13 protein-coding genes are annotated in these 11,179 nt (G+C 65.5%); 2 read left to right on the forward strand and 11 right to left on the reverse strand.

Annotated features, from left to right (window positions below):
- Positions 1-20 precede the first annotated feature (20 nt).
- Positions 21-635: a 30S ribosomal protein S4 gene (gene rpsD, locus VHL31_RS10865; protein ID WP_329661229.1), complete on the forward strand. Its 615-nt coding sequence runs from the start codon at positions 21-23 to the stop codon at positions 633-635.
- Positions 636-729: 94 nt separating this feature from the next.
- On the opposite strand, the gene VHL31_RS10870 is transcribed toward rpsD, so the two are convergent.
- Both VHL31_RS10870 and VHL31_RS10875 read right to left on the reverse strand, forming a co-directional pair.
- Positions 730-1,425 carry a glutathione S-transferase family protein gene (locus VHL31_RS10870; protein WP_329661230.1) on the reverse strand — a complete coding sequence of 232 codons (696 nt, stop codon included), beginning with the start codon at positions 1,423-1,425 and terminating at the stop codon, positions 730-732.
- Between the two features lie 63 nt (positions 1,426-1,488).
- Entirely contained in the window at positions 1,489-2,697 is a 1,209-nt protein-coding gene (locus VHL31_RS10875) for an alginate lyase family protein (protein WP_329661231.1), read from the reverse strand.
- On the opposite strand from VHL31_RS10875, the gene VHL31_RS10880 reads away from it, so the two are divergent.
- Positions 2,691-3,521: a DUF3108 domain-containing protein gene (locus VHL31_RS10880; RefSeq protein WP_329661232.1), complete on the forward strand. Its 831-nt coding sequence runs from the start codon at positions 2,691-2,693 to the stop codon at positions 3,519-3,521. The two genes, VHL31_RS10875 and VHL31_RS10880, sit on opposite strands and share 7 nt — an antisense overlap.
- 23 nt (positions 3,522-3,544) lie before the next feature.
- On the opposite strand, the gene grxD is transcribed toward VHL31_RS10880, so the two are convergent.
- The 9 genes from grxD to VHL31_RS10925 form a co-directional block, all read right to left on the reverse strand.
- Positions 3,545-3,871: a Grx4 family monothiol glutaredoxin gene (grxD, locus tag VHL31_RS10885; RefSeq protein WP_329661233.1), complete on the reverse strand. Its 327-nt coding sequence runs from the start codon at positions 3,869-3,871 to the stop codon at positions 3,545-3,547.
- A 21-nt stretch (positions 3,872-3,892) separates the two neighbouring features.
- Positions 3,893-4,126, reverse strand: a complete 234-nt coding sequence (locus VHL31_RS10890; protein WP_329661234.1) for a BolA family transcriptional regulator — start codon at positions 4,124-4,126, stop codon at positions 3,893-3,895.
- Between the two features lie 13 nt (positions 4,127-4,139).
- Complete coding sequence (purL, locus tag VHL31_RS10895) at positions 4,140-6,344, reverse strand: phosphoribosylformylglycinamidine synthase subunit PurL (RefSeq protein WP_329661235.1); 2,205 nt, start codon at positions 6,342-6,344, stop codon at positions 4,140-4,142.
- Positions 6,341-7,009, reverse strand: a complete 669-nt coding sequence (gene purQ, locus VHL31_RS10900; protein ID WP_329661236.1) for a phosphoribosylformylglycinamidine synthase subunit PurQ — start codon at positions 7,007-7,009, stop codon at positions 6,341-6,343. The genes purL and purQ overlap by 4 nt, the downstream gene beginning before the upstream one ends.
- Before the next feature lie 61 nt (positions 7,010-7,070).
- Positions 7,071-7,313 carry a phosphoribosylformylglycinamidine synthase subunit PurS gene (gene purS / locus VHL31_RS10905; protein WP_329661237.1) on the reverse strand — a complete coding sequence of 81 codons (243 nt, stop codon included), beginning with the start codon at positions 7,311-7,313 and terminating at the stop codon, positions 7,071-7,073.
- Positions 7,314-7,683: 370 nt separating this feature from the next.
- Positions 7,684-8,448, reverse strand: a complete 765-nt coding sequence (gene purC / locus VHL31_RS10910) for a phosphoribosylaminoimidazolesuccinocarboxamide synthase (protein ID WP_329661238.1) — start codon at positions 8,446-8,448, stop codon at positions 7,684-7,686.
- Positions 8,449-8,575: 127 nt separating this feature from the next.
- Entirely contained in the window at positions 8,576-9,583 is a 1,008-nt protein-coding gene (locus tag VHL31_RS10915; RefSeq protein WP_329661239.1) for a phosphotransferase family protein, read from the reverse strand.
- Positions 9,583-10,332 carry an SDR family NAD(P)-dependent oxidoreductase gene (locus VHL31_RS10920; protein ID WP_329661240.1) on the reverse strand — a complete coding sequence of 250 codons (750 nt, stop codon included), beginning with the start codon at positions 10,330-10,332 and terminating at the stop codon, positions 9,583-9,585. The genes VHL31_RS10915 and VHL31_RS10920 overlap by 1 nt, the downstream gene beginning before the upstream one ends.
- On the reverse strand, positions 10,329-11,179 hold an 851-nt coding region (locus VHL31_RS10925), incomplete at its 5' end, for a 2-dehydropantoate 2-reductase (protein WP_329661241.1). The genes VHL31_RS10925 and VHL31_RS10920, both read right to left, overlap by 4 nt.

Here is an 11,179-nt window from a genome sequence, read left to right on the forward strand (position 1 = left end):
GCCGTGGGTATCGAGGGTCGATGACGAAGCGTAACGCCGCGAAGAGCAAGATCTGCCGCCGACTGGGCGTGAACCTGTGGGGGCGCGCCAAGGATCCGCTCGCTCGTCGTGCCTATGGTCCGGGACAGCACGGTGCGAAGCGCAAGAAGGTGACGCCCTATGGTGTCCAGCTCGCGCAGAAGCAGAAGATCCGTGAGTATTACGGCAACATCACCGAGAAGCAGTTCCGCAACATCTACGAGGACGCCTCGTCGATGCGTGGCGACACCGCGGAGAACCTGATCGGCCTGCTCGAGCGGCGCCTGGACGCGGTGGTCTACCGGATGAAGTTCGTGGTGACGCCGTTCGCGGCCCGCCAGTTCGTCAATCATGGCCATGTCTATGTGAACGGCCGCCGGGTGACGATCCCTTCCTACCGGGTGAAGCCGGGCGACGTGATCGAGCTGTCGCCCAAGGCGAAGGACTTCCCGTTCGTCGACGAGGCCCTGGCCCTCGGCGAGCGCGACATTCCCGAGTACGTGCAGGTCGACACGAAGGGCAAGCGCGGCACGTTCGTGCGCACCCCCTCGATCGCCGACGTGCCCTATCCGGTCGAGATGAAGCCCTCGGACGTGATCGAGTTCTACTCGCGCTGACTATCGGGCCTTCGGGCCATCAGAAGACGAAGCCCGCCGGACGTTCATCCGGCGGGCTTTTTCTTTGGGTAGGCGGCCGGTGCGTGAGCGGCCGTCAGCTATAGTTGGACGGGAACATCGCCCGCTTGGCGTCCTCGTCCATCTCCTGCTTGAACGTCTGCCCAGCGCCTACGGTCCGTGCCTTCGCCACCGCGGGTCGCGCATCCACCGTCTGGAACCAGCGCTTCAGGTTGGGAAAGGCGTCCAGGGCCGGCGTGTTACCCGGCAGCACGAAGTTGGCCCGGTCGATCCAGCCCCAGGCCGCCATGTCGACGATCGTGTACTCGCTGCCGACGATGGTCGAGCGGCCCGCCAGATGCAGGTCCAGCACCTGATAGTGCCTCTCCACCTCGCGCCTGTACCGGTTCACCGCATAAGCGAGCTTCTCCGGGGCCGCATGCTGGAAATGCACCGCCTGGCCCGAATACGGGCCGATCCCGGTGGCCACGAACATCAGCCAGGACAGCAGCGCCCCACGGTCGGCCGGGCTCCCGACGAAGCGGCCGGTCTTGTCGCCGAGATAGAGCAGGATGGCGTTGGAGTCGAAGACGGTCACCTCCGTACCGCCCGGCCCCTCTGTATCGACGATCGCCGGCACCTTGCCGTTGGGGTTTACGGCACGGAACGATGCGGCGTGCTGGTCGCCGTTGCGGGTGTCGACGGGAGCCTTCTCGTAGGGCAGCCCGGCCTCTTCGAGGAACAGCGCCACCTTCATCGGGTTGGGTGCCAGGTTATAGTAGAAGCGGATCAAGACGTGTTCCTTCCACTGCATGGCTCGGCCGGGACCAGAGCACCTGACCGGCCGCTGGTCGAGTCATCCCTGATCGCGGGCAGGCAGATCCGGCGGGGCGGCGAAGAAGCAACTCATGTTGCCGCCTGAGTAGTCGTCGATCGCCGGCTGGAATTCCGGGTCCCATCGATCCAGCAGGGCCGTCAGCTCCCTGGCCTCCGTGCGGTCAGGGAATCTCGCCCGGTACGGCTCTGCCCAAGCCATGTAGTGCCGCCCATGGCCACGGCCCTCCAGGAACGACAGGTCCTGCTCGCGCCAGTCCTGCGTCGTCCCCGAGTTCTGGTTCACCTGCGCATAGGGCAGGACGAGGCTCAGGTCATTGACGCCTCGCACCAGGAACTCGATCGCCTTGTGCAGCGACTTCCCTTGCACGTCCTGACCATACAGGTCGATGCCCTGGACCGAGGCCATCTCCGCGATCGTAACGAGCGAGGCGATGGCATGCCGCTGGTACCAAAGTGCCCGGGCCCCGCGCTCGGTCTCGAGCGGCAGCGAGCCATCAGCGCGCATGTCGTCCAGCGCACCCATGTAGGCAGCCACGCCCTTGTCGAACGACTCCTGGTCACCACGCAGAGCACCCCAGGCCATGTCGACGCTGGCATCAAGGTAATGATGGTTGTTGCGCGACGTGATCTTGTCGGCCGACGGAGCCATCTGCTGGCGCAATTGCATCAGGCTGCCGAGCCAGCGCTCGATCCGCCCTGTCTTCTCCCGGTCCATCCCGGGCTGATCCTTCAGCGCCGACCAGGACACGATCACGGGCAGGATCGTGCGGTTGAGGGCGTAGAGCTCGTTCGTCGTTTCGTCGAGCTTGGTCAGCGCCTTGCCCTTGGCCCAGCGGTTCATCACGCCCACCACCGCCGAGACGGTGGCGCGATCATGCGTTGCCACAACCCAAGCGGTCGCCCGCATGACCTCCATCGCGAACGGCTCCGCCGACTTGCCTCGGCGCTGTCCAGGTGCCCGGGGTCTGGTGATCGCCTTGAAGCTCTCCCATTCCTCCTCTGGAGGCCCGCACAGGAAGGTGCGCTCGTCTGCGTTCATGCGCTCGAGCACGGTATGTCGCTGCACAGGATCGAACAGGACGACTCCTGGCCGCTCCAGCTGCGATGGCGCGACGATCGACCAGGCCGTCCCCGAGACGCCAGGGTCGCAGCCGAGCAGGACCAGGAGACCGAAGCTTGGAATCGTGATCCGGGAGATCCACTTGTCCGGAAGTGTCATCGATGCCATTAGATCGATCGCGTGTTCGGCCAGGATTGCAAGGGAGCAAGGTTCTGTCGACCATCCATCGCCGCCACGTCCTTGCTGCTGCGTTCGCTCTAGCTGCTACACCTAAGCTGGGACAAGCAGCGCTCAGCTCAACTGAAGACTTCCGTCTGGGCGTGAATTGGTCCGGAATGCATGTGGCTGATCTGGCCCTGGGCTACCGCCCGGATGGCGAACAGATCGATGCCAGCATGGAGATCACCAGCAGGGGCATCACCTCCATGCTGACGGCCTATGGCGGGACCCTGCGCTCGACCTGCCGGTTGGCTGGCGAGCGGCTGGTGTCGGTTCACCACAAGGCCGCGTTCAAGAGCCGGCGCTACACTCGGGACATCGAGATCAGCTACGACGCCAACGGTGATCCGGTCGACGTGACCGTGCTCAAGCGTGGCATACCGCAGTCGGTGAACATCCCGCGCGACATGTGGCAGGGGACGGTCGATCCTCTGACCGGCATCCTTCGCGTCCGGCGCTGGATGGTTGCTGCCGACCGGTCCGCGCAGGTGGTGGTGCCGATCTTTGACGGCCGATCCCGTTATGACATCCACGCGACGCCCATGCCCAACGAGGGCGACGCCGCGCGGGCCAGGCTCGTCATTCAGCCACTGGCCGCGGCCAGCCGGTCCTCATGGCTCCATGACTGGGAAGACGAGGAAGGCCGCTGGATCGAGGCACGTGTGAGCGCTGACCACAGGGCAGTGCCGCTCCTGATGGAGACCCAGGGCGGAGGCTCCTCGTCGTCGGTCCGGCTGGACCGGGACTGTTCGGGCGCTGCTGCCTGCAGCTGAAGCGCCCTGTCAGGTCGCGGCCTTCAGGCCTTTGCGAGAGCCTTCTCGTCGAACAGCTGGGTCAGCTCGCCCGACTGGTACATCTCCCGGACGATGTCGCAGCCGCCGACCAGTTCACCGTCGACATAGAGCTGCGGGAACGTCGGCCAATTGGAGAACTCCTTCAGCCCCTGCCGCAGGTCCGCATCGTCCAGCACGTTGTAGGTCTGGAACTTGACGCCGGTCTGGGAAAGGATCTGCACCACGGCAGCGGAAAAGCCGCACATCGGGAAGACAGGCGTGCCCTTCATGTAGAGCACGACGGGGTCGGTCGTGATCTGCTCGCGGATCTTGTTGGCAATGTCGCTCATGATCGGTTGCTCCTGGATGCCTCAGTTCGGCGCGGACGTGGTCAATGCGAGTGCGTGTAGTTCTCCGCCCATGCGACCACCCAGGGCCGCATAGACGAGCTGGTGCTGCTGGATGCGCGACTTGCCGCGGAACGCTTCGGACACGATCACGGCGCGGTAGTGATCGCCATCGCCGGCCAGATCGTCGATCCGCAGGGTTGCATCCGGAAAGCTCTCCTTCAGCATCCGCTCTAGATCATCCTTTGCGACAGGCATCGCTGCTCCTTCTTCAGACGGCGACCGCGTCCTCGCCCATGTAGGCGGGGAGCCAGCCCTCGTGCGCACGCCGCAGGTCTTCGATGGATATGGGTGGCAGATCGCGGACCTGCAACGCGCTCCCGCCGACACGGCCGATCTCGCGGGCAATCACGCCGTCGCGCGTGGCCGTCGCCAGGAGCGTCGACACGTCGGCCGGATCGACAGCCAGGACGTAGCGCCCCTGTTCCTCGCCGAACAGCCAGCCGACCGCCGCCAGGCCCTGCCCTCGCTGCAAGGTGGCCCCACGACCGGATGCCAAGCACATTTCCGCGACTGCAATGGCGAGGCCACCGTCTGACACGTCGTGGCAGGCCCTGATGACGCCCTTCCCGATTTCCTGAAGGACGAACTCGCCGTTCCGCTTCTCATGGTCAAGGTCGACCGGCGGCGGTGCCCCCTCTTCACGGCCCATGATGTCGCGCAGCCACAAGCTGGCGCCCATCCAGCCATAGCTCTCGCCGACAAGGATCAGCACCTGCCCGTCCGCTGTCGGGGCAATGCCCGTGACCCGGTCGAGGTTCTCGATCAACCCGATGCCGCCGATGTCCGGTGTCGGCTGGACTGCCCGGCCGTCTGTCTCGTTGTAGAGCGAGACGTTGCCCGACACGACGGGGAAACGGAACGCCTCCGACGCTTTTGCCATCCCTTCGATGCAGCCGACGAACTGGCCCATCACTTCGGGCCGCTCAGGGTTGCCGAAGTTCAGGCAGTTGGTGATCGCTAGCGGCTTCGCACCTGTGGCAATGATGTTGCGTCGGCACTCCGCTACGGCCTGCATGCCGCCCACGCGCGGACTGGCCTGACAATAGCGTGGCGTGCAATCGGCAGAGATCGCAAGCGCGCGATCCGTACCCAGCACACGCACCACCGCGGCGTCGCCACCAGGACCGATCAGCGTGTCGGCTCCGACCGTGTGATCGTACTGCTGCCAGATCCAGCGCTTGGAGCAGAGGTCGGGCGATCCCATCAGCTTCAGGATCGCCTGGTCGTGCGAGAGCGGTGGCGAGGCCGGCTCCGACAATGGCACCGGAATTGGCGCCTCCGGTTCGACATAGGGTCGCTGGTAGACCGGCGAGTTGCCAGCGATCGGGGCCACCGGCAGGTCGGCCACGATCTCGCCGTGGCGCTTGAGCACCATCCGGCCAGTGTCGGTCACCCGTCCGATCACTGCGAAGTCGAGTTCCCACTTGCGGAAGATGGCTTCCGCCTCGGCTTCCCGCCCTTCGTTGAGCACCATGAGCATCCGCTCCTGGCTCTCCGAAAGCATGATCTCGTAGGGCGTCATGCCCGGCTCGCGCATCGGCACCGCGTCGAGGTCAAGCTCGATCCCGGCATCGCCCTTGGCGGCCATCTCGAAGCTGGACGAGGTCAGGCCAGCGGCACCCATGTCCTGGATCGCAACGATCGCGTCCTTCTCCATGAGTTCCAGGCATGCCTCGATCAGCAGCTTCTCGCGGAATGGATCGCCCACTTGCACGGTCGGTCGCTTCTCCTCGCTGTCCGCGCCGGAGAACTCCGCGGATGCCATGGTGGCACCGTGGATGCCGTCCCGGCCGGTCTTGGCACCGACATAGACCACGGGATTGCCGATGCCGGCCGCGGCTGCATAGAAGACCCGGTCCGCCGGCGCCACGCCCACGCACATGGCGTTCACCAGGATGTTGCCATCGAAGGCGCGGTGAAACGTGGTCTCGCCCCCGACGGTGGGCACGCCCACGCAGTTGCCATAGCCCGCGATGCCGCGAACCACACCATCGACGAGCCGGCGTGTCTTTGGGTGTTGCGGCGAACCGAAACGCAGCGAGTCCAGGATCGCGATGGGCCTGGCGCCCATCGTGAACACATCGCGCATGATTCCGCCGACGCCGGTAGCAGCCCCCTGGAAGGGCTCGATATAGGACGGGTGGTTGTGGCTCTCCATCTTGAAGATGGCGACGAGTCCTCCGCCGATGTCGACGACGCCCGCATTCTCGCCCGGCCCGCAGACGACCCAGGGGGCCTTGGTGGGCAGCTTGCCAAGATGGATCTTCGAGGACTTGTACGAGCAGTGCTCGGACCACATCACCGAGAAGATCCCGAGCTCGACGAGGTTTGGGTCCTTGCCGATCAGCCCGATGATCTGCTGGTACTCGGCCCAGCTGAGGCCATGGGCCTTGACGACTTCAGGCGTACTCATCCGCGACCAACCGTCTGCAGCAGGGATTCGAAGATCGTCCGGCCACCAGTATGGCCGGTGCGTGGGTCGACGTGGCATTCGGGATGGGGCATCAGGCCCAGCACTCGTCCGCTCGCATCCGTGATGCCGGCGATGTCGCGCACGGAGCCGTTGGGGTTCTCCACGTAGCGGAACAGCACCCGGCCCTCGCCTTCCAAGCGATCCAGGGTGTCTTCGTCGGCCGTGTAGTTGCCATCGCCATGCGCCGTGCTGATCATGATGCGCTCGCCATCGGCTAGGCCCGCGGTGAAGGCCGTGCCGCCACGTGCCACAGTCAGTGCGGCAGGCCGGCAGATGAAGCGCAGCCCCACATTGCGCACCAGCGCGCCTGGCAGCATCCCCGCCTCGCACAGGATCTGGAAGCCGTTGCAGACACCCAGCACATAGCCGCCAGCATTGGCGAAGTCGGCGACCGCCCGCATGATCGGCGATCGGGCGGCGATGGCACCACAACGCAGGTAGTCCCCATAGGAGAACCCGCCGGGGATACCCACCACGTCGGCAGGCGGCAGCTCGGCATCCGCGTGCCAGACGAGGTGGACCTCCGAGAACCCAGTGGCCCGGAACGCCCGCACCAGATCGCGGTCACGATTGGCGCCGGGGAAGGTGACAACGGCAGCGCGCATCAGGCAGGAGCCCTTCCTGGGGTTTGCGACATCGTTATGGCCGACCGCAACTTGATGCCCCTCACTCCTCCACCTTGAACCCGTAGCTCTCGATCACCGGGTTCACGAGCAGCTTCTCGCACATCGCCCGTACTTGGCTCTCGGCAGCCGCACGGTCGGAAGTGGCTAGCTCGAAGGTGAAGATCCGGGTCTTGCGCAGGCCGCTCACGCCCTCGAAGCCAAGATGCAGGAGAGATCGCTCGATCGTCACCGCTTCCGGATCGAGGACGCCCTGCTTTAGGCCCACTTCCACTCTGACCTTCACCGCAAGCCTCCGCACGCCGACGTCTCTTCGACGCGGCCTTCCCTAGTTGCAGGTTGCCATCCGGGCAAGGTCGCGAACCCTGCAATTACCAGATGACTGTCATTACGCCGTTCGGGAGCAGATGCTCCACCCCGCCCACAAAGATCTTGTGCCACCGGATTCCAAAGAGCCCCGGCGGCATCCATGTCCAGAAGCGGCCCCTGCTGCGCGACACCACTTATGCCCCGCACGAATGGCGCAACGCCTCCGCCGGCCGCCACGCTCGAAGTAGGCGCTGGGGTTATGGAACGTCGCGTGGATCCATGCTGACCCGACCATCGCTGCGCAACTCATCTGCGCGCCATGACCAGATCGAAGGCGGATCATATGGCTATTGGAGCGTATCCGTGCCGCGCAGGTCGCGTGGACCGGACTCGGGCAGGATGCCCAGCCGGCGGGCAACCTCCTGATAGCCTTCCTCGACCTTGCCGAGATCGCGGCGGAAGCGGTCCTTGTCGTAGCGCTCGCCGGTCTTGGTGTCCCAGAGACGGCAATTGTCCGGGCTGGTCTCGTCGGCCAGCACGATCCGGAACTCCTCGTCTTCCCAAAGGCGTCCGAACTCGAGCTTGAAGTCGACCAGCTTCAGCCCGACCGACACCAGCAGGCCCGACAGGAAGTCGTTGATGCGCAGCGACAGGTTCAGGATCTCGTCGATCTCCTGGTAGGTGGCCCAGCCGAAGGCGGTGATATGCTCTTCCGTGACGAGCGGGTCGCCCAGCTTGTCGTCCTTGTAGTAGAACTCGACGATCGAGCGGGTGAGTTGCGTCCCCTCCTCGATGCCGAAGCGGGTGGCGATCGAGCCCGCCGCCACATTGCGGATCACCACCTCCAACGGGATGATCTCGACCTCGCGGATCAGCTGCTCGCGCATGTTGAGCCGGCGCATGAAGTGCGTCGGGATGTTGATCTCGTGCAACCGAAGCATGAAGTACTCGCTGATCCGGTTGTTGAGCACGCCCTTGCCGGTGATGACGCCCTTCTTCTGGTTGTTGAAAGCGGTCGCATCGTCTTTGAAATACTGGATCAGCGTGCCCGGCTCAGGGCCCTCGAAGAGGATTTTCGCCTTGCCTTCGTATACTTGGCGACGGCGACTCATCTGCACTCTCCGACGGCGAACGAAACGAGGGCGCGTGCGGTATCGTCATACCGCAGGCACCCCCAGGAATGGCTGCGCTTGTAGCGGCCCGCCCTCATGCTGACAACGCCACACGATGCCCCTGGCATTACATGTTCCCCAGCGATCTCAGCAGTTCGGCTTCGAGTTCGGGCAGGACATGGCCGGTCAGTGCCAGTTCGAGCGACCGCTCCCTTCCTGACAGGTGCCGCTCGGCCTGCAGCAGCGCGATGACGGCCCAGCGGACGACGGCCATGGACTGCCAGTAGGGCAAAGCTGTTCGGATGACGCGGCTACCGCTCTCGGCTTCGTAGCCTGCGAGGAAGTCCTCGGCACCAGCGACGCCGCCTGCCTCGAGCCGCGGGTTGGCGAATCGCCAGGGCCTGGAAAGCATCCAGCCGATATCCTCCATCGGATCCGACCAGCCGGCGAACTCCCAATCCAGGATCGCCGTAAGACGGCCGTCCTCGACGAGATAGTTGCCGGTCCGGAAATCCCGATGGCAGAGCACCGGCGGCACGGGTCCGGGCGCTCGACGTTCCAGCTGGCGAAGGGCCCATTCAAGCACGGGCTCATGACGGCCCATCCGGTCAAGATGGCCGCGGTATTCGGTGACCCTGGCGGTTGCCGCCGCACCGTCGTCCAGATGCAGGAAGGCGAGTTCCGGCACTGGCGGACGGATCCGGTGCAGCTTCGCCAGTTCCGAGCCCAGCTGGAAGCCCAGCTTGGAACCGGCAGCGAGTATGGTCGCGTCCTTGGTGAGGCGCTGACCACGCGCTTCACCGGGGCAGCGGCTCATCAGGTAGAACCTCCTGCCGATCACCTCGACGTCCGGGCACGCGATCCAAGGCTCCGGCACGGTCACGCCAGCCCGGTGCGCGATCGTCAGGACTGCGAACTCCTCCATGCGGTCATGGCTCACCGGGAGGCGCGAAGGGGCGTCTGTCCGAAGCACGAGCAGATGTCGCCCGGCGCGCTGTCCACCTGTCACCAGCAGGTCGAGCGCCCAGTTTTCCTGGATGGCGCCGCCGCTGAGCATGGAAAGCCGCTCGACCCGGCAGGCTTGGGCACCGACTGCCTGGGCGATCCAGCCTTTGAGCCTTTCCTGATCGAGCATCACAAGGTGCTGGCGACGTGGCCGCCATCGACGACGAGGACGGAACCGGTCATGTAGGCGGATGCCTCCGACGCTAGCAGGAGCAGCGGCCCATCCAGGTCGGCAAGCTCTCCCAGCCGGCGCTGCGGGATTCGCTTGATCATCCTGGCCCCGGCCTCCGATTCGAAGAAGCTGCGGTTGATGTCCGTCAGCAGGTAGCCGGGCGCGATGGCATTCACGCGGATGTCGTGCCGTGCCCATTCCAGGCCAAGCGCTGCCGTGAGCTGCACCAGGCCGGCTTTGGCGGCGGCATAGGCGGCAACCCCCTGCGCGACCCGCAGGCCCAAGATCGATGCCACGTTGATGATGGACCCAGGCCGCTTGGCGGCGACCATGCGTGCTGCCGCAGCCCTGGCGACCGCAAAGGCCCCCGTCAGGTCGACCGCCAGGATGTCGGCGAAGCGCGCAGGATCGGTCTGCAGCGCCAGTTGACCGTCGGCGATGCCGGCATTGTTCAGCACGAGATCGACCGGCCCGAACCGGCTCTCGGCGGCCTCGAACGCCTGATCGATCGACGCCAGATCTGTCACGTCGAGTTGGGTGACCAGCGTCCGGCTGTCGTCCCGCACCTTCACACGGGATGGATCCCGCGCGGTCGCGACAACGTTGGCACTGCTCCGGAGGAACAGCGCAACGGCATGCGCACCGATCGCACCGGAGGCGCCGGTCACCAGTGCCGTCCGGCCGGAGAGATCAGCTGCCAGGGTCATGGGTAGAGGCCCAGTTGACGTGCGCGCGCGCTGACCAGCGCGTGGACCGACTGCAGGTTCGGGCAGTCGATGCCGGCCATGCCGGCGAGTTCGACCACCGCCGTCACCAGCGCATCGATCTCCATCGGCCTGCCAAGCTCCAGATCCTGGAGCATCGAAGTCTTGTGCGCACCGGTCGAGCCTGCGGCATCGATCCGCTTTTCCAGATCGAGGAGAAAACGTGCCCCCGTCGCTTCACCGACCGCCTGGGCCTCGGTCATCACTCGGCGGCACAGGTCGCGGAGCAGCGGGTCGCTCGTGATCTGCTCGAGGGTCGCCCCGGTCAGGGCGCTGATGGGATTGAAGCAGCAGTTGCCCCACAGCTTGGTCCAGATGTCGTCGCGCAGGCGCGGCCGGATCGGCGCCTTCAGCCCGGCGGCGATCATGGCCTGCGACAGACGGACGACCCTGTCGGACCTCTCCCCAGTCGGTTCCCCCAGATCGAACCGCTCCGACATGACGTGCTGGATGACGCCAGGTGCCGCGATCTCGGCCGCAGGCCACACGACACAGCCGATTGCCCGCTCCGGACCGATGGCGTCCCAGATGACGCCGCCCGGGTCCACCGCCTCGATCCGCTTGTCCTGGAGCGGCCCTGAGAGGCCGTACGTGTACCACCATGGCACGCCGTTCGCGGCAGTGACGACGGCGCCATTCTCTCCGCATAGATGCCTGACACCGGCGGCGACGCCGGCGACCTGATGGGCCTTGAGCGCGACGATGACATAGTCGACGCTGGGCATCTCCATCGGGTCGGCCGAGGCTGCCAGCTGCACCACGAATTCGCCGCCTTTTTCCCGCAAGGTCA

The organism is Geminicoccus sp. (assembly GCF_036263595.1).
GTDB lineage: Bacteria > Pseudomonadota > Alphaproteobacteria > Geminicoccales > Geminicoccaceae > Geminicoccus.

Coding starts and splice junctions, on each gene's coding strand:
- rpsD (WP_329661229.1), top strand. CDS start 21: ATGACGAAGCGTAACGCCGCGAAGAGCAAGATCTGCCGCCGACTGGGC.
- VHL31_RS10880 (WP_329661232.1), top strand. CDS start 2,691: ATGCCATTAGATCGATCGCGTGTTCGGCCAGGATTGCAAGGGAGCAAG.
- VHL31_RS10875 (WP_329661231.1), bottom strand. CDS start 2,697: ATGGCATCGATGACACTTCCGGACAAGTGGATCTCCCGGATCACGATT.
- grxD (WP_329661233.1), bottom strand. CDS start 3,871: ATGAGCGACATTGCCAACAAGATCCGCGAGCAGATCACGACCGACCCC.
- VHL31_RS10890 (WP_329661234.1), bottom strand. CDS start 4,126: ATGCCTGTCGCAAAGGATGATCTAGAGCGGATGCTGAAGGAGAGCTTT.
- purL (WP_329661235.1), bottom strand. CDS start 6,344: ATGAGTACGCCTGAAGTCGTCAAGGCCCATGGCCTCAGCTGGGCCGAG.
- purQ (WP_329661236.1), bottom strand. CDS start 7,009: ATGCGCGCTGCCGTTGTCACCTTCCCCGGCGCCAATCGTGACCGCGAT.
- purC (WP_329661238.1), bottom strand. CDS start 8,448: ATGAGTCGCCGTCGCCAAGTATACGAAGGCAAGGCGAAAATCCTCTTC.
- VHL31_RS10915 (WP_329661239.1), bottom strand. CDS start 9,583: ATGCTCGATCAGGAAAGGCTCAAAGGCTGGATCGCCCAGGCAGTCGGT.
- VHL31_RS10920 (WP_329661240.1), bottom strand. CDS start 10,332: ATGACCCTGGCAGCTGATCTCTCCGGCCGGACGGCACTGGTGACCGGC.